General features: G+C 61.9%; 19 protein-coding genes. 11 read left to right on the forward strand and 8 right to left on the reverse strand.

The window, feature by feature from the left end; all coding sequences use genetic code 11:
- The first annotated feature begins 221 nt into the window (after positions 1-221).
- The 5 genes from AC1RNA_RS09245 (at position 222) to AC1RNA_RS09265 (ending at position 6,514) form a co-directional block, all read left to right on the forward strand.
- The gene (locus tag AC1RNA_RS09245; RefSeq protein WP_009337048.1) at positions 222-1,565 is read left to right on the forward strand and encodes a hypothetical protein; all 1,344 of its coding nucleotides are present in this window, start codon (positions 222-224) and stop codon (positions 1,563-1,565) included.
- A 54-nt stretch (positions 1,566-1,619) separates the two neighbouring features.
- On the forward strand, positions 1,620-2,810 hold the full coding sequence (gene metK, locus AC1RNA_RS09250) for a methionine adenosyltransferase (RefSeq protein WP_009337047.1): 1,191 nt from the start codon (positions 1,620-1,622) through the stop codon (positions 2,808-2,810).
- A gap of 126 nt (positions 2,811-2,936) precedes the next feature.
- The gene (gene ahcY, locus AC1RNA_RS09255) at positions 2,937-4,349 is read left to right on the forward strand and encodes an adenosylhomocysteinase (RefSeq protein ID WP_009337046.1); all 1,413 of its coding nucleotides are present in this window, start codon (positions 2,937-2,939) and stop codon (positions 4,347-4,349) included.
- Positions 4,350-4,764: 415 nt separating this feature from the next.
- Positions 4,765-4,974, forward strand: coding sequence for a cold-shock protein (locus tag AC1RNA_RS09260; RefSeq protein ID WP_009337045.1), 210 nt, complete (start codon positions 4,765-4,767; stop codon positions 4,972-4,974).
- 610 nt (positions 4,975-5,584) lie between these two features.
- Positions 5,585-6,514 (forward strand): HAD family hydrolase, encoded by a 930-nt coding sequence (locus tag AC1RNA_RS09265; RefSeq protein ID WP_492950910.1) that lies wholly within the window; start codon positions 5,585-5,587, stop codon positions 6,512-6,514.
- 474 nt (positions 6,515-6,988) lie between these two features.
- Here the strand turns inward: AC1RNA_RS09265 and AC1RNA_RS09270 are convergent, their stop codons facing one another.
- Entirely contained in the window at positions 6,989-7,186 is a 198-nt protein-coding gene (locus tag AC1RNA_RS09270) for a hypothetical protein (RefSeq protein WP_492950911.1), read from the reverse strand.
- 106 nt (positions 7,187-7,292) lie between these two features.
- On the opposite strand from AC1RNA_RS09270, the gene AC1RNA_RS09275 reads away from it, so the two are divergent.
- Together AC1RNA_RS09275 and AC1RNA_RS09280 are read left to right on the forward strand one after the other, a co-directional pair.
- Positions 7,293-7,742, forward strand: a complete 450-nt coding sequence (locus AC1RNA_RS09275) for a cupin domain-containing protein (protein ID WP_492950912.1) — start codon at positions 7,293-7,295, stop codon at positions 7,740-7,742.
- 110 nt (positions 7,743-7,852) lie between these two features.
- A complete protein-coding gene (locus tag AC1RNA_RS09280) occupies positions 7,853-8,041 on the forward strand; it encodes a hypothetical protein (RefSeq protein ID WP_009337041.1) in 189 nt (62 codons plus the stop codon).
- Between the two features lie 17 nt (positions 8,042-8,058).
- Here AC1RNA_RS09280 and AC1RNA_RS09285 read toward each other — a convergent pair whose 3' ends face one another.
- The 3 genes from AC1RNA_RS09285 to galE form a co-directional block, all read right to left on the reverse strand.
- Positions 8,059-8,751: a fumarylacetoacetate hydrolase family protein gene (locus AC1RNA_RS09285; protein ID WP_009337040.1), complete on the reverse strand. Its 693-nt coding sequence runs from the start codon at positions 8,749-8,751 to the stop codon at positions 8,059-8,061.
- A 19-nt stretch (positions 8,752-8,770) separates the two neighbouring features.
- Positions 8,771-10,573 carry an ABC transporter ATP-binding protein gene (locus AC1RNA_RS09290; RefSeq protein WP_492950913.1) on the reverse strand — a complete coding sequence of 601 codons (1,803 nt, stop codon included), beginning with the start codon at positions 10,571-10,573 and terminating at the stop codon, positions 8,771-8,773.
- Between the two features lie 80 nt (positions 10,574-10,653).
- Positions 10,654-11,667, reverse strand: a complete 1,014-nt coding sequence (gene galE, locus AC1RNA_RS09295; RefSeq protein ID WP_040297948.1) for a UDP-glucose 4-epimerase GalE — start codon at positions 11,665-11,667, stop codon at positions 10,654-10,656.
- 182 nt (positions 11,668-11,849) lie between these two features.
- Here galE and waaC point away from each other — a divergent pair, with 182 nt between their 5' ends.
- Positions 11,850-12,809 (forward strand): lipopolysaccharide heptosyltransferase I, encoded by a 960-nt coding sequence (waaC, locus tag AC1RNA_RS09300; protein WP_492950914.1) that lies wholly within the window; start codon positions 11,850-11,852, stop codon positions 12,807-12,809.
- Here waaC and AC1RNA_RS09305 read toward each other — a convergent pair.
- The 3 genes from AC1RNA_RS09305 to waaF form a co-directional block, all read right to left on the reverse strand.
- A complete protein-coding gene (locus tag AC1RNA_RS09305; protein WP_492950915.1) occupies positions 12,806-13,333 on the reverse strand; it encodes a D-glycero-alpha-D-manno-heptose-1,7-bisphosphate 7-phosphatase in 528 nt (175 codons plus the stop codon). The genes waaC and AC1RNA_RS09305 overlap by 4 nt on opposite strands.
- Positions 13,330-13,923 (reverse strand): D-sedoheptulose 7-phosphate isomerase, encoded by a 594-nt coding sequence (locus AC1RNA_RS09310; protein WP_009337035.1) that lies wholly within the window; start codon positions 13,921-13,923, stop codon positions 13,330-13,332. The genes AC1RNA_RS09305 and AC1RNA_RS09310 overlap by 4 nt, the downstream gene beginning before the upstream one ends.
- Positions 13,924-13,993: 70 nt before the next feature.
- Positions 13,994-15,073, reverse strand: coding sequence for a lipopolysaccharide heptosyltransferase II (gene waaF / locus AC1RNA_RS09315; protein WP_492950916.1), 1,080 nt, complete (start codon positions 15,071-15,073; stop codon positions 13,994-13,996).
- A gap of 203 nt (positions 15,074-15,276) precedes the next feature.
- On the opposite strand from waaF, the gene rfaD reads away from it, so the two are divergent.
- Both rfaD and rfaE1 read left to right on the forward strand, forming a co-directional pair.
- A complete protein-coding gene (gene rfaD / locus AC1RNA_RS09320; protein ID WP_492950917.1) occupies positions 15,277-16,257 on the forward strand; it encodes an ADP-glyceromanno-heptose 6-epimerase in 981 nt (326 codons plus the stop codon).
- A 7-nt stretch (positions 16,258-16,264) separates the two neighbouring features.
- Complete coding sequence (gene rfaE1, locus AC1RNA_RS09325) at positions 16,265-17,737, forward strand: D-glycero-beta-D-manno-heptose-7-phosphate kinase (RefSeq protein ID WP_492950918.1); 1,473 nt, start codon at positions 16,265-16,267, stop codon at positions 17,735-17,737.
- A 12-nt stretch (positions 17,738-17,749) separates the two neighbouring features.
- Here the strand turns inward: rfaE1 and AC1RNA_RS09330 are convergent, their stop codons facing one another.
- Entirely contained in the window at positions 17,750-18,706 is a 957-nt protein-coding gene (locus tag AC1RNA_RS09330) for a lysylphosphatidylglycerol synthase transmembrane domain-containing protein (protein ID WP_009337031.1), read from the reverse strand.
- A gap of 147 nt (positions 18,707-18,853) precedes the next feature.
- Here AC1RNA_RS09330 and AC1RNA_RS09335 point away from each other — a divergent pair, with 147 nt between their 5' ends.
- Positions 18,854-19,870, forward strand: a complete 1,017-nt coding sequence (locus tag AC1RNA_RS09335; protein ID WP_492950919.1) for an NAD-dependent epimerase — start codon at positions 18,854-18,856, stop codon at positions 19,868-19,870.
- Positions 19,871-19,900: the final 30 nt, after the last annotated feature.

Below are 19,900 nucleotides of genomic sequence, written 5' to 3' on the forward strand. Positions count from 1 at the left end.
TTCGCGAAATAGAGCGGGGGCCCCGACCAAATCACGGTGGGCCCCGACAGGTTATCATCGGCTTTGTCGCGCGTACCGATGCCATAGTTCGTCCGGCAGGGCGGTAAAACAGCGCGGCAAATCAAACAAAAACCCCTCTTTGGTCATTTGATTGTTGGGCATGGCGTGGTAGATAGCTCGCACAATTTTATTCTGCCCACTCCATCTTCCCGCGCGGTCTCATGAAGAACGAAGCCCTTTTGGCTGAGATTTCAGACTATTGCCGCCAGGCGGGCCTGGCGGAATCGACGTTTGGCCGCCGCGCAGTGAACGACGGCAAGCTCGTGACCCGGCTGCGCGAGAACAAGCGCATTACCGTCGATACGCTGGAGCGAATCCGTGCCTTCATGGCCGATGGAACCCCGGCGCGGCGGCTCCCGGAGCCGCCCATCGAGAAGCGCGACCCGGCGGGCAACTTCCGTTTCTTCGAGAACCGGCAGAAATACCTGCTGTTTGTCCATACCTGTAGCGAGAAGCGCGTCATTGCCCAACGGGTGGCTTTGGAGCTTGGGAGCATCCACCCCAGCCCACCCGCATTGCGGGTGTTTGACGCCGGGGTGGGCGACGGCACCGTGCTGTCGCGGGTGATGCGCTCGATGCACGTCCGCTTTCCGCACATGCCGTTCTATGTCGCGGGCAAGGAGATCAGCTTCGAGGACGTCAAGCTCACGCTCGACAAGGTGCCGGACCGGCTATTCGAGCACCCGGCGACCGTGTTCGTGCTGACCAACATGAACTACGCCGAGGCCCCGTGGCTGACGCCGAAATCGGCCGCCGCCGCCGCCGGAATGATCTGGAAAGAAGTGGTGCTGACCGGCTCCTCCTCAGGCGAGTTCGAGGCGCAGATCGCCGAGCTTGAGCCGTTCCTTGAGGAGAACTGGCGCGCGAACGTCTCGCCGCGCTCGGGCATGCCGGTCTATGAGCGCCCGGTCGCCATCGTGATCTATCGCAACGACCACCGCTTCATGCTGGATTCTGTGATCCCGCGCGCAGGCAAGGTCGAGGCCAATTTCGACCTCGTGATCGCCTCGCAGCCTTATCGTGCCAAGTCGTCGCTGAACTTCCGCGCCAAGCGCATCATCGGCCCGCTGGCGCGGGCGCTGCGTCCCGGCGGGCGGCTGATCGGCATCCATTCCCACGGGCAGGACCCCGGAATGGAGATCATCCAGTCGGTCTGGCCGGACGAGAACCCGTTCTCGGTCAACCGCCATGAGGTCTTGCGGGCGGTGAAATACGAGCTCGGCTCGGCGGGGCGCGACCTTAACTTTAACGCCTACGCCGATAACCGCTCGATCTTCCGGTATGATATGGAAGCCCTGCCCAACGAGGTCACCGGCGCGATCGGCTCCTCGACTGCTTTCGCGGCCTGGAACGCGGCGGTCTATGTCGCCCAGATCGAGGACGAGCGGCTCGCCGGCATCACCGAAAGCGGCCGCTATCTGGAAGCCACGCGCGAGGTGCTGCGGCGGCATAACGGACTGTGGTTTTACGATGAATCTTACGTCATTTCGCGACGGCGCGATTGACGCACCTGATGGAATTTCCCAAACAACCGCCAGCCAATATCGAAGGAAGACAAGATGCGTTCGTCCTATCTGTTCACCTCTGAATCCGTCTCCGAAGGTCATCCGGACAAGGTCTGCGACCGCATCTCGGACGAAATCGTCGATCTGTTCTTCCGCGAAGGCCCCAAGCAGGGTCTCGATCCGTGGCAGATCCGCGCCGCCTGCGAAACGCTCGCCACCACCAACAAGGTGGTGATCGCGGGGGAGACGCGCGGCCCGAGCGTGCCAAAGGAACAGCTTGAGCAGGTCATCCGCGACGCGATCAAGGACATCGGCTACGAGCAGGACGGCTTCCACTGGAAGACCGTCGACATCGAAGTGCTGTTGCACGAACAGTCCGCCGACATCGCGCAGGGCGTCGATGCCCAGCAGCCGACCAATCGTGAAGAGGGCGCGGGCGACCAGGGCATCATGTTCGGTTATGCCACCAATGAGACGCCGGAATTGATGCCTGCACCGCTGCACTACGCGCACAAGATCCTGCGCCTGATTTCGGAAGCGCGCCACAATGGCACCGAGAAGGTGCTCGGCCCCGACTCCAAGAGCCAGGTCACCGTGCAGTACGAGAACGGCAAGCCGGTCGCCGTGCGCGAGATCGTTGTTTCGCATCAGCATCTGATCGAGGACATGACCTCTAGCCAAGTGCGCGAGCGCGTCGAGCCCTACATCCGCAAGGCGCTGCCGGAAGGCTGGATCAACGACAAGACCATCTGGCACATCAACCCGACCGGCAAGTTCTTCATCGGCGGTCCCGACGGCGACACCGGCCTCACCGGCCGCAAGATCATCGTCGACACCTACGGCGGCGCGGCTCCGCACGGCGGCGGCGCGTTCTCCGGCAAGGACTCCACCAAGGTGGACCGCTCGGCCGCTTACGCTGCGCGCTACCTTGCGAAGAACGTCGTCGCGGCGGGCCTCGCCGACAAGTGCACGCTGCAGCTCGCTTACGCCATCGGCGTCGCGCGTCCGCTGTCGATCTACATCGACACCCACGGCACCGGAAAGGTGTCGGAGGAGACGCTCGAGAAGGCGGTGGCCCAGTCCATGGATCTCACGCCGCGCGGCATCCGCAAGCATCTCGATCTCAACAAGCCGATCTACGCGCGCACCGCGGCCTACGGCCATTTCGGCCGCGCGCCGGACAAGGACGGCGGCTTCTCCTGGGAGAAGACCGATCTCGCCGAGGCGCTGAAGAAGGCGGTTTGATTTCACCAAGTCATTCCGGGATGCGCGCATCGAGCGCGCAGACCCGGAATCCCGAACTTCCAGATTCCGGGTTTGCTCGCTGCGCTCACGCCCCGGAATGACATGCCAGAGACAGGAACACTCAACATGACCACCGCCACCGACTACATCGTCGCCGACATCGGCCTTGCCGATTTCGGCCGCAAGGAATTGTCGCTCGCCGAAACCGAAATGCCGGGCCTGATGGCGACGCGCGAGGAATACGGCCCGAAGCAGCCGCTGAAGGGCGCGCGCATCGCGGGCTCGCTGCACATGACGATCCAGACCGGCGTTCTCATCGAGACGCTGAAGGCGCTCGGCGCTGATATCCGCTGGGTGTCGTGCAACATCTATTCGACGCAGGACCACGCCGCCGCCGCGATTGCCGCAGCCGGCATTCCGGTGTTCGCGGTGAAGGGCGAGACGCTGAAGGATTACTGGGACTACACCGCCAAGCTGTTCGACTGGCACGGCGGCGGCCACCCCAACATGATCCTCGATGACGGCGGCGACGCCACCATGTACGTCCACCTCGGCCTGCGCGCCGAGAACGGCGACACCGCGTTCCTCGACAAGCCCGGCTCCGAGGAAGAGGAAGTGTTCTTCGCGCTCCTGAAGAAGCAGCTCAAGGAGAAGCCGAAGGGTTACTTCAAGGCGATCGCCGACAGCATCAAGGGCGTGTCGGAAGAGACCACCACGGGTGTGCATCGCCTGTACGAGATGCAGAAGGCTGGCACGCTGCTGTGGCCCGCCATCAACGTCAACGACTCGGTCACCAAGTCGAAGTTCGACAACCTTTATGGTTGCCGTGAATCGCTGGTCGACGGCATCCGCCGCGGCACCGACGTGATGATGTCGGGCAAGGTCGCGATGGTCGCGGGCTTCGGCGACGTCGGCAAGGGGTCGGCTGCGTCGTTGCGCCAGGCCGGCTGCCGCGTGCTGGTGTCCGAGATCGATCCGATCTGCGCGCTGCAGGCATCGATGGAAGGCTACGAAGTCGTGACGATGGAAGACGCCGCCCCGCGCGCCGACATCTTCGTCACCGCCACCGGCAACAAGGACATCATCACGCTCGACCACATGCGCGCGATGAAGGATCGCGCCATCGTCTGCAACATCGGCCACTTCGACAACGAGATTCAGGTCGCGACCCTGAAGAACCTGAAGTGGACCAACATCAAGCCGCAGGTGGACGAGATCACCTTCGCGGATGGTCATCGCATCATCCTGCTGTCGGAAGGCCGCCTCGTGAACCTCGGCAACGCGATGGGTCATCCGTCGTTCGTGATGTCGGCGTCGTTCACCAACCAGACGCTGGCGCAGATCGAACTGTTCGCCAACAACAAGGACGGCAAGTACAAGAAGGAAGTCTATGTGCTGCCGAAGTCGCTCGACGAGAAGGTCGCGCGGCTGCATCTTGCCAAGATCGGCGTGAAGCTCACCGAGCTGCGCAAGGATCAGGCCGACTACATCGGCGTGAAGCAGGAAGGCCCGTACAAGGCCGCGCACTACCGGTACTGATGATTGGGTCATTCCGGGATGCGCGTTCTTCACGCGCAGACCCGGAATCCCGAGCTGCTGGATTCCGGGTTCGCTCGCTGCGCTCGCATCCCGGAATGCCATCGTAAGAAACATAAAGCCCCGGAGCGATCCGGGGCTTTGTCCATTCCCGGCTCATTTGCCGCACCATCTTCAGGAAACAGCGGGTTTGCAGGCCGTTTCGCTCCCGGAAGCAGTATATCGCCCCCCAATGAACACAATTGAGTCCTTTGGCTTTGGCAAAGGGCGTGCTACGTATCGCTATATTCGATTGCTGGCCCTTCTTTTGTTAACGCGCCGCCAGGCTCCTTTCCCAAAGACGATGCTGAAAATTGGATGCTTCGCGCAATGGTGCGCGAAATGCGCCCTGGCGCTTCTTTAGGAAAGACAGAGACAAATGGCTCAAGGTACAGTGAAGTGGTTTAACAGCCAGAAGGGTTTTGGATTCATCGCCCCGACCGACGGCGGCACCGATGTGTTCGTTCACATCAGCGCAGTCGAGCGTGCAGGCCTTTCCAACCTCGCCGAAGGGCAGAAGGTTGAGTTCGAAGCCAAGACGGACAAGATGCGCGGCAAGACCAGCGCGGAAAACCTCCAGCTTCTCTAAGCAAATCATCGGCCGCCCGCTGTCATTCGCAAAGAATGACGTGGGCGCCATGCAGGGATTCAAAAGCGCCGTCACCGCGGATGTACCGGGACGCGCTTAGAGTTTCACGCCTCGTTTCACGGATGTACTGAAACGCAGACGTTCAGGGGCCTCGTCAGAAATGACGGGGCTTTTTGCTGTGTGGGTAGTGGAGGTCCTGCCGGTCATTCCGGGGCGCTTGCGAAGCGAGCGAACCCGGAATCCAGCAGTTCGAGATTCCGGGTCTGCGCGTAAGCGCGCGCATCCCGGAATGATATCGCGAGAAACAAAAAGCCCCGGAGCGATCCGGGGCTTTTTGTTTGCGCGCCGCCCGCGCCAAACCAGCATCACCGCGCAGGCGACATGGCCGATCCGTTATGGAATCTGCTCGACATGACGCCGGAGGGAAGAGGGGAGGAGTGGTTTCCGAAGGTGGGGAGTATTGAATATCTTGGCGGGGCCGCCCCGTGGGAATGATTTGACTGTGGATAGCTTTTGAAATTTGGGAGTAGTGACGAGCTGCCCGAACCTTGGGATGTGATTCGCTGGGTAGTTTCGTCCCAGTGAATTTGATTCGTTCAGCATCCGTAAGATGTCACAAGATCAAAATGCAAAAGCCCGTAGCGTAACCCTTCGCCATATGCGGGATTATCCGCATCGAACGATAGCGATCGTCTACGACTTCGACGGAACTTTATCACCACTCAGCATGCAGGAGTACACAGTGCTTCCAGAGCTGGGAGTGGAGGCAAGTGACTTCTGGAAAGAAGTGAAAGCAGCTACGCGTGAAAGTCAGGCCACTGAAATTCTAACTTATATGAGGCTCCTGGCAGAGCGCATTATGCAACATTCTTTGCCGATCAATCGAGCTACATTAAGCCAGCTTGGTGCTAAGGTGCCCTACTTTCCTGGCGTTGAAAGTTGGTTCGAACGCGTCAATAAGTTTGTTCATGAGCAAACCTTAGGATACGTGAAAATCCGCCACTACATCGTCTCTGCTGGATTGAAAGAAATTTTAGAGGGAGTTTCAATTGCTGAAAACTTCCATACGATTTTCGCATCTGAGTATCACTACGACGCGTTCGGGCGGCCAACTTTTCCAAATCGGGTGATTACAGACGTCTCAAAGACTCAGTACTTGTTTCGTATAAATAAAGGCGTCGAAGACCTATCTCTGCCTGTCAACAAGCATATGCCTGAAGGTGAACGACCGATTCCTTTTCGAAATTTAATTTATATCGGTGATGGGGATACAGATGTGCCGTCTATGGCGGTAACAAGAAAAAATGGAGGGCATGCGTTCGCGGTTTACTCCCCAGAAGAGGATGTTCGGAAATGCGAGGCGCTATTCAAAGCGGGGCGTGTCGATGCTTATTTTGAGGCCAACTATCAGCCAAATCAAAGGCTGGAGATTTTTATAAAAGGAGTGCTTAAGAAAATCGTGGCCCAAATTCGGTATGACGCAATGCTGTATCTATTCCGAAATGAAGTAGTGCTCAAAGATGATGGTGGTGCGCGATAGGAATTTGTGGGCCATGCTCATCGTTCCGTCTCGCGTGTTCAACGCCAATCTGCGTTACGCCCGTCGTGATCTGAGCCTTAAGCCCAGCTGTCTCGGATTTTTGACGCAAAAAAATTGGCGCAAACTTATCCCCGCTCGCCAAACCTCGCTTATGATGTGTCTGTCCCGTCCCTAGTTTGAGGGGCGTTTCGCGATCGTCACGATGCGCGGGGCGGGATGCGGTGGCTGCGCACGGTGTTCGATGCGCGGGCGATGGATCGGGCGCGGTGCTTTAAAAAGCTCCGGGCCTTTTTTATTGCCCGGGCTGACGGCCGCACCGTGAGCAGACGGCCCAAGTCGCGATATCCCGGCGCATCGCCTTGCGCCATGGGGCAGCGCCAACTCTCTCTCCTCGCAAGAGGAAGAGCGGCGCCGTCCCCTCCAGCGGTGATGGACCGAAGGGCCGGTCACCGGGGGTTTTCGCGGAGCAAGCCGTTAAAACCATTGCGTGCGGAACGCCGGATGATGCGGCGTGCCCGTGGTGACTCTACTCGTGCGCTTGTTTTCATCGCGCATGAGGCTGCGGATGCGTGCGCGCATCCGGCGTTCCGCGCGCCCTCGTTTGAGGGTGATCGCAGTTGAAGCGTTCAGACGCGCCCGCGTCTCAAAGAACAGGGCGGCTCGCGCACGCATGATGGCTCGACGGAGGGTGTTTTGGCGCAAACGGGATAGGGGGCGCGCGTGCTGCGGGTATCCGTTAACGGCCTTGGCCTAGACTGGCGCAAACCGGAGATTGCCGATGAAGCACATTGCCTCGATTGCCGTTCTTGCCGCCGTGGCGTTTGCCGCGTCGCCGTGCCGCGCTGAAAGCCCGCGCGTCGAGACAGCGGCGAAGCCTGTCATCGTTCGCCCGGTGATGTCGGCCATCACGACGTCAAGCGGCCAGCCGATCGTGCTGCCGCAGAAGGATGCGCAGGTCATCGTCTCCACATACGAGATTGCGCCCGACGCGGTGCTGCCGGTGCACAAGCATCCGTTCCCGCGTTACGCCTATGTGCAGGCGGGCAATCTGCGCGTCACCAATAACGACACCGGCAAGAGCGAGGATTTCAAGCCCGGCGATTTCATCGTCGAGGCGGTCGGGCAATGGCACTTCGGCACCAACACCGGCAAGGATGTCGTGAAGCTGCTTGTCATCGATATGGTGGAGAAGGGCAAGGCCAACACCGTGCTGCGCGACGCCCATTAAGCCAAGGCAGTCAAAAAACCCTTGTCAGCCCTGCATTTTGCTGCGGACGCACATGGAACTGCGGGTGTAGCATCGCATTGTTATCACAGCCCCCTTGGGAGTGCTGAGCGATGCGGATCGAACCATTCCGAGACCCTCGCGAAAGCGACTCGGGTTGGCGTGCCAGACGCCTCATCGATATCGGCAGCATCGTCGTGCTGCTCGCCGTGATGCTGGCGGGCTATTACTATTTCACCCGCCCCGAGATCGCCCCGACGCAAACGTCCTTTATCGTGCCGAGCCAGCACGTTCACTGGTGAGCGCGGCGTGCTTCGCCTCAGGCGATATTGACCGACAACGGCTCCAGCCCCTCGACGCCGCATTCGATGCGGTCGCCCGGCGCGATCGCGGCCACGCCCTTCGGCGTGCCGGTCATGATGATGTCGCCCGCGCCAAGCGTCACCTGCAGCGACAGCCGCGCGATGATTTCCGGCACGTTCCAGATCATCTGGTTGAGGTCGCCGATCTGGCGTTCCTTGCCGTTGACGTTGAGCCAGATTTTGCCCTTCGCGGGATGGCCGATCTCGGAGGCCGCGCGCAAGGGCCCGCAGGGTGCGGAGTTGTCGAACGATTTGCCGATCTCCCAGGGCTGCTCCTTCTTGCGCGAGGCCATCTGCAAATCGCGGCGGGTGAGATCGATGGAGACGCCGTAGCCGTAGACGTGATCGAGCGCGGTCTCGGGCGAGATATTGGCGCCGCCGGATTTCAGCGCGACGATCATCTCGACCTCGTGCTGGCAGTCCTTGGTGAGGCCGGGGAAGGGGATGGTCGCGCCGCTCGGCACGATCATGTCGGCATGCTTGGCGAAGAAGAAGGGCGGGTTTCGCTCGTCATTGCCGAGTTCGCGGATGTGCTCGAGGAAGTTGCGCCCGACGCACCAGATCCGCCGCACCGGGAATTTTTTCGCCGTGCCGGCGACCGGCAGCATCGGATAGTCAAGCGCGGGGATCACGGTCTCGGGCAGGCTCATGGGATGTCTCTCGAAAAATCTAGGCGTTGGCGGCAAGTGGCGTGACGTTGTCTTCTTCGCGTTGCTGAAGGCGGAAGAACGAGGCGTAGCGTCCTCCGGCGCGCAGCAGGTCGTCATGCTGGCCGGTCTCGACGATCTCGCCGCCCTCGATCACGAGGATGCGGTCGGCATGCATGATGGTGTGAAGGCGATGCGCGATGACGATGGTGGTGCGGCCCTGGCACAAATGCGCGATCGCCTCCTGCACGTATTTCTCCGATTCCGAATCCAGCGCGGCGGTGGCTTCGTCCAGCAGGATGATCGGCGCGTCCTTCACCAATGCGCGGGCGATGGCGATGCGCTGGCGCTGGCCGCCCGACAGTTGGGTGCCGTGCTCGCCGACCGGCGTGTCGTAGCCCTGCGGGAAGCTCATGATGAAATCGTGCGCGAATGCGGCCTTTGCGGCGGCGATGATCTCATCCTCGGTCACACCGATACGGCCGAAGGCGATGTTCTCGCGGACGCTGCCACGGAACAGGTAAACGTCCTGGCCGACATAGGCGGTCTGCTGGCGCAGCGATGTGCGTGAGCAGTCGGAGATGATCTGGTTGTCGATCACGATGGCGCCGCGATCCACTTCGTAGAGCCGCAGCAGCAGCGCCAGCACCGTGGACTTGCCGCCGCCCGAAGGGCCGACCAGCGCCGTGGTCTGGCCGGGCTCCGCGACGAAACTCATTCGCTTCAGCACCGGTTCGTCGGGGCGATACGAGAAGGTCACGTCGCGCAGTTCGACGCGGCCTTGCGTGAGTTGCAGCGGCGGCTTGTTGTCGTCGCTCGGCTCCGAGGCGGGGCTGTCGATGATTTCGAGCAGTTTGCGTGCACCGATCAGGAGCCCGCTGAGGTCGATGTTGAGGCGCGCGAGCCGCTTGGCAGGCTCATAGGCCAGCAGGAAGGCCGTAATGAAGGAGACGAACTGACCGGGGGCGGCGTTGGTCGCGATCACGCGGTAGCCGCCATACATCAGCGCGCCCGCGATGGCGACGCCGCCCAGCATTTCCATCAGCGGACCAGAACGATTGGAGACGCGCGCCATCTTGTTGGAATAGCTTTCGACGTCGGCGATGCTCTTGTTGATGCGGGCCTGCATCGCTTCCTCGAGCGTGAAGGCCTTCACGGTGCGGATGCCCTGCAGCGATTCCTGCACCGTCTCCATGATGTCCGTGGTGCCGGTGAACTGGTCGTGCGCGAGATGGCGGATGCGCTTGACGAGCTTGCGGATGAACAGGAAGGCAGGCGGCGCGACCACGAAGCTCAACAGCGACATAATCGGGTCCTGCACGATCATCACCACCAGGAGACCGATTAATGACAGGAAGTCGCGCCCGAGCGAGGTGACGAGCAGCGCCAGCACCTGCGTGACGGCGGATGCGCCGGCCGAGAGACGGGCGAGGAATTCGGAGGAGTGACGCTCCGAATAGAATGTCAGGTTCTCGCGCATCAGCTTGGCGAACAGCCTGCGCTGGTTGTTGGCGAGAATGGCGTTGCTGATCCGCGACATGATCACGGCCTGCCCGTAGGTCGCGGCACCCTTGATCGTGAACAGCGCAATGATGATCGCGGACAAGGTGACGATGCCCGAGATGCTGCGGTTGACGTAGGCCTGGTTGATGACCTGTCCGAGCAGATAGGCCGAGCCCGCGGTCGCAGCCGCGGACAATCCCATCATGCCGAAGGCGACCGCGTAGCGCCGCCAATAGGCAAGGCCCTGTTCGGCCACCAGCCGCTTAATCAGCTCGGCTGCGCCATAGGGGTCATCGGTGATTTTGCGGGGAACCTTGCTCATTCCCATGCCGCGCTGCAATGAAACATGCGCCTCATTGCCCGCAATGGCGGGGGTTTTCAAGCCAAAACAAGGCTTGAAACTTAAGCCGGAACCGCTTCCTGCCGGTTGGCGAGGCGGTCCTGAAGCAGCTTTTCCTCCCAGGCGAGGGCATGGGCGGCAATGGTGTCGAGGTCGTCGTAGCGCGGCGTCCAGTCGAGCATCGCGTTGATCCGGGTGGTATCGGCGATCATGGTCATGATGTCGCCGGGGCGTCGCGGGCTCATCTGGACCGCGAAGTTGCGGCCGGATACGCGGCGGACGGCCTCGATGGTTTCCAGCACGGAATAGCCACGGCCATATCCGCAATTCAGCGTCACCGACTCACCGCCCTGGGCGAGGTAGGACAATGCGGCGAGATGCGCCTGCGCGAGATCGCTGACGTGGATGAAATCGCGGATGCAGCTTCCGTCCGGCGTCGGGTAGTCGGTGCCGAACACGTCGATCTTGGCGCGCTGGCCGGTGGCGGCCTCGACCGCGATCTTGAGCAGATGCGTCGCCCCGGCGGTCTGTAATCCGATGCGGGCCTGCGGGTCGGCGCCCGCGACGTTGAAGTAACGCAGCACGACATAATTCAGGTCGTGCGCGGTCGCCACGTCGTGCAGCATGATCTCGGTCATCAGCTTCGAGGAGCCGTAGGGAGACAGCGGCCGCGTCGGCGCGATCTCCGGCACCGGCATCTGCTCGGGATTGCCGTAGACGGCGGCGGTCGATGAGAAGATGAAATTCTTTACCTGACCCTTGATCGCGGCATTGAGCAGGTTGCGCGTGGTCATGGTGTTGTTGCGGTAGTAGGCGAGCGGATCGCGCATCGAGTCCGGCACCACCACCGAGCCGGCGAAATGGATGATGGATGTGATGCCGTGCGCGGCGATCACGCCTTCCACGAGGTTCTCGTCGGCCGCATCGCCGATGAACAGCGGCACGCCTTCCGGCAGCGCGGTCGAGAAGCCGGTGGAAAGGTTGTCGATCACCACCACGCTCGCGCCGGATTCGACCAGAGCGAGAACGGTGTGGCTGCCGATGTAACCGGCACCGCCGGTGACGAGAACGGTCATAAGCGCTTCCATCATTGGCCGCACGTCGCGGCGGCCTTCTGTCGACACCTATGGTGTCGCGCAACCGGGGAATGGAAGTATTAAACCTGCGGTTTTGATGGCCGATTTCGTGGCTTTTCCTCCGGGAAACTGCTTTATGGTTTCCAAACCGTAAGGCCATTATTCGAAACCATGCCCGTTCGATGACAACTGTTCTAGTCGTGAAAACCTCCTCGCTTGGCGATGTCGTGCACCAGATGCCAGCGATGACGGATGCACGGAAGAACCGTCCCGATGTGAGACTTGTGTGGGTCGTCGAGGAATCCTTTGCGCCGCTCGCGCGGCTGCATCGCGGTGTGGCCGACGTCATTGCCGTCGCGACACGGCGCTGGCGCTCGCAACTGTTCTCGTCCGGGACGTGGGAGGAGATCGGTGATTTCAGGATGCGGTTGCGCGATGCCTCGCCGGAAATGGTGATCGACACGCAAGGCCTGATCCGCTCGGGCCTGATCGCGCGCGCTTCGCCCGGCAAGCGTCACGGCTACGACTGGTCCAGCATCCGCGAGCCGCTGGCGTCATTGTTCTATGATGTGAAGCACAGCGTCTCCCGCGCGCAGCATGCGGTGGTGCGCAATCGCACTCTCACGGGTCTCAGTCTTGGTTACGCGCCGGAAGGCGCGCCCGATTACGGGCTCAAGCGTCCGCCTGCGGGGAAAGACGGGCGTTACGCGGTGCTGCTTCACGGCACGTCGAAAGCCACCAAGGAATGGCGCGAGAGTGAGTGGATCGGCCTCGGCAAATGGCTGCGCGGGCAGGGGCTCGATGTGGTGCTGCCATGGGGCTCGGAGCGGGAGCGATTGCGCTGCCAGCGTCTGTCGGGCGGCATCCCGGGCAGCCGTATTCTTGACCGGCAGCCGCTGGACGAGACAGCGAAGGTGATCGCCAATGCCGCGCTCGTCGCAGGTGTGGACACGGGATTGCTGCATCTCGCCGCCGCCTATGGCGTGCCGCTGCTCGCGGTGTTTCTGGCCACAGATCCCGGTTTGACCGGGCCGGTCGGCAGCGGGCCGATTGTCATTCTGGGCGGCAAGGGTGCGCAGCCCGCATTCGGCGATGCGATCGCGGCGGTGGAAAGTAACCGGCTGTTGTCCGTGCAGGCTTAAGCGCGCTGCGCGAGAACATCGGCGACGAACGCATCGAGATCGCCGCCCTTGAACAGATAACCTGCGATGTTCGCCGCCTGCGCGGCCTCCATGTCGGACGTCTTGTCGCCGATCACAAAACTTCGCTCGGCATCGACCGGCCAGTGCACCATCAGATCGAGGATCATGCCGGGCTTCGGCTTGCGCCAGGGATGGTCGCCGCAGAATTCGGGAACGGTGCCATCGACGTGATAGGGGCAGTAACGGATGTCGTCGATGCGTGCGCCGTCGCGCGACAATTCTTCGATCATCCATTGGTGAAGCGCGCGGACATCCTCTTCAGTGAACAGGCCGCGTGCCACGCCGGACTGGTTGCTGACGATGAAGACGAGATAGCCCGCCTCGTTGAGGCGATGGATCGCCGCAGCCACGTTCGGCATCCAGCGTAAGCGGTCGGTTGAGCCGATATAGCCGTCGTCGTGATTGAGAACGCCGTCGCGGTCGAGGAACACCGCCGGGCGAAGCTCGGGCGTCGTCTCGCTCATGCCTTGCCGGGCGTGTTCATCACGGCGCGCTCGACGTCGTCGCAGATCGCGTGCGCGGCGACCATGTGGATCTGCTGGATCACAGGCGTGTCGTCGCTCGGTGCGACCAGCAGATGATCGCAGAGCGGCCGCATGCTTTCGCCCTTGGTGCCGGTGAAGCCGACGGTGGTGACGCCGATCCCGCGCGCGACATGCAGCGCTGCGAGAATGTTCGGCGAGCGGCCCGAGGTGGTGAGTGCGATCAGCACGTCACCCGGACGCGCCAGCCCCTGCACCTGACGGGCGAAGATCTGCTCGATGCCGTAATCGTTGCCGATAGCGGTGAGTGCCGAGGTGTCGGTGGTGAGCGCGACGGCGGCCCAAGCCGGGCGCTCCAGCTTGTAGCGGCCGACGATCTCGGCGGCGATGTGCTGGGCGTCGGCGGCGCTGCCGCCATTGCCGATCAAGAGAAGCTTGTTGCCATTGCGCAAGGCCTGCGCGATGGCGTCGGCGATGGCTTTGACGGTCGCTTGCAGCGCCTCGCTTTGCACGGCGCGCGTCAGCCCCGCGAGCGAGTTCTGGAAGTGATCTGCAATCGGATTGTCGCTCACATGCCACCTGGTCGGTAAAGGATGGGGCAGTCGTAGCCAGCCTGCGAGGTCAGCGCAAGCCGGAGCGCGGCTACCCGGACACCGGCTGGTTCTGGGTTTTCTCGGCGATCACCCGCAGCGCGGTGTTCACTACCTCGGCGGCCATGATGTCGCGCATGCAGGCGTGGTCGTTCGCGGTGCAGACCGGCTTGTGGCAGGGCTGGCAGGGCAGGTTGACCGGGCGTTTCATGGTGGCGGCGAGCCCGTTCAGCGGTGCCCAGTGATAGGGGCTGGTCGGGCCAAAAATGCCGATCGACGGTGTGCCGATCGCGCCCGCGACATGCAGCAGGCCGGAATCGTTGGAGATCACCTCCGTCGCTGCCGCCAGCGCCAGGATGCCGTTGCGCAAATCGGTGCCGGTGAGGTCGCGCACGCGCAGCCCTCCAGCGGCGACGATCTCGGTGGCCTGTTCTTTCTCGCCGGGGCCGCCGACAATCCAGATGTCGAAACCACGCTGGGCCAGCTCGCGCGCCGCCTCCGCGTAATAGGTCCAGCGCTTGGAAGGGCCGACCGCGCCGGGCGCGAGCGCAATGGCAGGCCCATCACCAAGACCGTTCTTCGCACGCCATGCCGTGATCTCGGCTTGCGGCACTTCAAGCTGCGGCATCGGCCAATTGCGCGCCTCGCGCACGGTATTGGGCGGCAGGGTGAGCGCCGCCATCTTGTCCACCATGCGCGGCAGAGCGCGTTCGCCCCGGCGCATATCGTTGACGACGCCAAACCGCGCTTCGCCGATAAAGCCGATGCGCTCCGGGATACCGGCAAGCGTCGGCGCCAGCGCCGACTTCCACGTTCGCGGCATCATCAGCGCGGTCTGGTAGTTTTGCTGGCGCAGGATCGCGGCCAGCGCCTTCTGCTTGTCCAGCGCGATGCGGCCACGCGGCAGGTCATAGACGATCGCCTGCCGGACTCCCGGCATGTAGTCCGCGAGCGGCGCGCATAATGTCGTGCTCAGAAGATCGACCGGCCGGTTCGGCCAGCGCTCTTTCAGCAGCCGGACGGCGGTATGCCCGCGGACGAAATCGCCGATCCACATATACGGCACAATCAGAATCGGGCCGGTCTGGCTCGGGTCCGGTTGGACATTCCCTATGGATGAATTATGATTCATTTCTCAAATTAAGGAGACTGCCAAAGGATGGGCAATCGGGGTATCGCTTTCCCGAAAGGCCGTCTAGAAGCGTTTTGTCTGAATGAGGCTATCCAGGGGACGGATCGGCCGGTCGGATATGACGGAGCGGACCGTGACCTGTTCCCGGCGAGGGACGCGGCGAGGCGGTCCCGGCCAAGACTGGCAAAAAGTGGGATGTTTCGATGTTTCTGGTGACCGGGGGCGCAGGGTTTATCGGCTCCAACATTGTCGCGGCCCTGAACGATACGGGTCATGCGGATGTCGTGGTGTCCGACCATCTCGGCGACGAGGGCAAATGGCGCAACCTCGCCAAGCGGCAGATCGCCGACATCGTACCACCGGATGAACTGATGGCCTGGCTGCGCGGGCGCAGGCTGTCTGGCGTCATCCACATGGGCGCGATTTCCGCGACCACCGCGACCGACGGCGACCATGTGTTCGAGACCAATTACCGGCTGTCGATGCGGCTGCTCGACTGGTGCACTGCCAACCCCACACCCTTCATCTACGCGTCCTCGGCCGCGACCTATGGCGACGGCGAGCAGGGCTTTCGCGACGACAACAGCCTCGATGCGCTGAAGGCGCTACGGCCGATGAATCTCTACGGCTGGAGCAAGTATCTGTTCGACGTCGCGGTGGCGACGCGGGTGGCAAAAGGCGAGAAGCTGCCGCCGCAATGGGCGGGCTTGAAGTTTTTCAACGTGTTCGGCCCGAACGAGTATCACAAGGGCGCGATGATGAGCGTGCTCACGAAGACCTTCGACGACATCAAGGCGGGCAAGACCATCCGGCTGTTCAAGTCGCATCGCGACGGCATCGCCGACGGCGACCAGCGGCGTGATTTTATTTACATCGACGACGTGCTGCGCGTCGTCATGTGGCTGGTGCAAAGCCCGAATGTGAGTGGCATCTTCAATGTCGGCACCAGCCATGCGCGCAGCTTCCGCGATCTGATCGTGTCGGCCTATGCGGCGCTCGGCATCAAAGAGAACATTGAATATGTCGACATGCCCGAGCAGATCCGCAACAGCTACCAGTATTTCACCGAGGCCGACGGCGAGCACCTGCGCCGCGCCGGGTATAATGGCGGCTTCACGCCGCTTGAGGATTCGGTTGCTTCTTACGTGACAAATTTTCTCGATCGTCCGGATCGCTATCGTTGAGTGACTCATGATTGATTTCGATACGCTGTCGGAGCGGATGTCGCGCCAGATCGTTTTATGCATCGGCGATCTGATGCTGGACGAGTTCGTCTATGGCGAAGTCTCGCGCGTATCTCCCGAGGCGCCGGCGCCGGTGATCGCGGCCCAGCGCAGCGAATTCAATATCGGTGGCGCGGGTAACGTCGCGCGCAACATCGCAGCGCTCGGCGGTCGCTGTATTTTCGTCGGTCTGATCGGCGAGGACGCCGCGGGCGCGACCTTGAAAAGCGAACTGGCGAAGGATGCCGCCATTGAGGCGCATCTCGTCGTTGATCCGTCGCGGCCGACCACGCGCAAGGTGCGCTTCGTCTCCGAGCATTACGCCACGCATATGCTGCGTGCGGACTGGGAAGTGGCGCAGGCCGCGTCGCCCCAGACCGAGGCGAAGCTGATCGCCGCGATCAAGGAAGCGTTGCCGCGCGCGGACATCGTGCTGCTGTCCGATTACGCCAAGGGCGTGCTCACCCATCGCGTGATCCGCGAGACCATCGACACCGCGCGCAAGATGAGCAAGCGCACCATCGTCGATCCGAAGAACCTGAATTTCGCGGTTTATCACGGCGCCTCGATCCTGACGCCGAACCGCAAGGAATTCACCGAGGCAACCCGCAGCCGCGCCCGTACGCCGGAGGAAATCGGGACTGCCGCGCGCGACGCCATCGAGATCGCGGGCTGCGATGCGATGCTCGTGACGCAGAGCGAGAACGGCATGACGCTGGTGGCGAAGAATGGCGACGTGCTGCATGTGCCGGCCTATCCGGTGAAGGTGCGCGATGTGTCCGGCGCAGGCGACACGGTAGCTGCGGCGCTGGCACTGGCGCTCGCGAGCGGTGCGGCGGAAGAAGATGCTGTGCGCACGGCTTCGGCGGCAGCGGCTGTTGCTGTCGGCAAGCGCGGCACCGCGAGCGTGACCCAGGCCGAACTGCGCAAGAAAATCCTGCCGCATGCGGTCCTCACGATGGAAGAGAAGATCGTATCGAACTGGAAGGACATCGATGCGCGCCTTGATGACTGGCGCCGGGAGGGCTTGCGGATCGGCTTCACCAATGGCTGCTTCGACATCCTGCACCCGGGCCATGTCCGGGTGCTGACGCAGGCGCGCGCAACGTGTGATCGACTTGTGGTCGGCCTCAACAGCGATGACTCGGTGCGTCGGCTGAAAGGCGAGAGCCGTCCGGTGCAGGCCGAGCTGGCCCGCGCCGAGGTGCTGGCGGCGCTGGAGGCGGTCGATCTCGTCGTGATCTTCGAAGAAGACACACCGCTCGAATTGATCCGTCAGGTCAAGCCGAGCGTGCTGGTGAAGGGTGGCGACTACACCCGCGAGCAGGTCGTCGGGCACGAGTTCGTCACTGCGCATGGCGGCGAGGTCGTGCTGATCGACATTCTTCCTGGCCACAGCACGACATCGCTGGTGAACCGGGCGCGAAGCAATCAAGGATAAGGATGTCCGGCTCTAATCGAGCCGGGGTATGACCGCTGTTGCCTTGTCGTGCTTTTCCGGGCTCGACACCCAAATCAGCCCGCCCATTGCGCCGACGATGAAATAAACGATTCCGAACAGGATCGACACCACGGTGCCTTCGCTGGTCATCAGGCCCGCATAGCCGAACGCCACCGTCATCGATGCCTCGCGCACGCCCCATCCCGCGATCGAGATCGGCAGCATGGTGATGAGCATGATCGGCGGGATCAGCAAAAACACCTGCCAGAACGACACGGACGCATGAATGGCCATCGCACAGCACCAGGCGATGACGACGGCGAGCACATGGATCGCCAGCGACAGCGCGGCTACCGTCAGGCCTGATTTGACATTGAACAGGACTTTGTTGGCGATCTCACCGCAGGCGTGGACGTGCCGCAGCGGCCACCAGCCTTTCAGCCATGGCCAGGAGAGTGCTCCGACGAGGAGAAAACCGAGGCTGGCCGTGAGTGCCGCCGAGCCAATGACGACGAGCGCCACTTGCCCCTCCCGGTTTGTTATGAGCGGATAACTCCACGGCAGGCTGCAGACGATGATGACCGCAAGCGCGATCAGGCCGATGGCGCGGTCCACCAGCACCGAATAGGTCGCTTCGCGCCAGCCCGCGATGCGGCCGAGCAGCCAGAGCCGCATGGCGTCGCCGCCGATCGAGGAGGGCAGGGTCTGGTTGAAGAACGTGCCGATCATGTTGAACTTGATCGCGCGGGCGTCATCCAGCGGCGCGTCGCAGCGCTTGGTCACTTCGCGCCAGCGGACGGCGCTGAGGACGATCTGGAAGAGGGTGACCAGAATGGCGAGCACAAACCAGCCGAAGCCGAAATGGTCCAGGCGTGCCCGGAGGGCGTCGAAATGAATGCCGCGGAGCGACAGGTACAATAACCCGGCCGACATCAGGATGCGGATGAGAAGGAAAACGGTGGGGCGCATCGGAGCCGGTCTGTGCCGTGTGAGGAAAACGTATCGTAAATTTGCGCGCGGGACGGATATATTTTCGCTGCGTGGTATGGTTTTACACCGCAACTAGCAATAGGAAAGCCGTGAAGAGGCCATCTTTTCCGTCAACCGTTTGAGATCATGTCCAAGCAATCGATTCTCGTAACCGGTGCGGCCGGGTTCATCGGCTTTCATGTGTCGCAACGTCTGTTGCAGGGCGGTCATCGTGTCGTCGGGCTCGACAGCATCAACGATTATTACGACCCGAGCCTGAAAGAGGCCCGGCTTGCCATCCTGCGCAATGACCCGAACTTCTCCTTTGAGAAGATCGATCTGGCGGATCGTGCCGCCACCCGAAACATATTTGAGCGCCACCGCTTTCCGGTCGTGATCCACCTCGCCGCGCAGGCGGGGGTGCGCTACTCCATCGATCATCCGACCGTCTATATCGATGCCAACCTTCAAGGGTTCGCCAACGTGCTGGAAGGCTGCCGGCACAATGGCTGCGAGCACCTTCTGTTCGCATCCTCGTCCTCGGTCTATGGCGCGAACACCAAGCTGCCGTTTTCCGTGCACGACAATGTCGATCACCCGATCAGCCTCTATGCCGCGAGCAAGAAGGCTAACGAGTTGATGGCGCATTCCTACAGCCATCTTTACGGGCTGCCGACGACGGGCCTGCGTTTCTTCACGGTGTATGGCCCATGGGGTCGCCCGGACATGGCGATGTTCCTGTTCGCGAAGGCGATCACGGAAGGAAAGCCGATCCGCCTGTTCAACAACGGCGACATGATGCGGGACTTCACCTACATCGACGACGTGACGGAGGCGGTGGTGCGCCTTGCACAGCGCCCGGCGACGCCCAATGCATCCTGGGATGCGCAGCATCCCGATCCCGCGTCGAGCCGCGCGCCATGGCGAATCTACAACATCGGCAACAACCAGCCCGAAAAGCTGATGGATCTTGTCCAGGCGCTTGAGAAAGAGTTCGGCCGCACTGCGCGTAAGGAGTTGCTGCCGATGCAGGCGGGTGACGTCTATGCCACCTATGCCGATATTGACGACTTGCAGCGGGAGGTGGATTTCCATCCCTCCACGCCGCTGGCTGACGGCGTCGCGCGCTTTGTGGCATGGTATCGCGAGTATCACCGGGTCTGATCGCATAAAATTTCAGGAAAGCGGTTTTCG

The sequence above is a fragment of the Afipia sp. GW821-FHT14H12 genome, from assembly GCF_058803465.1.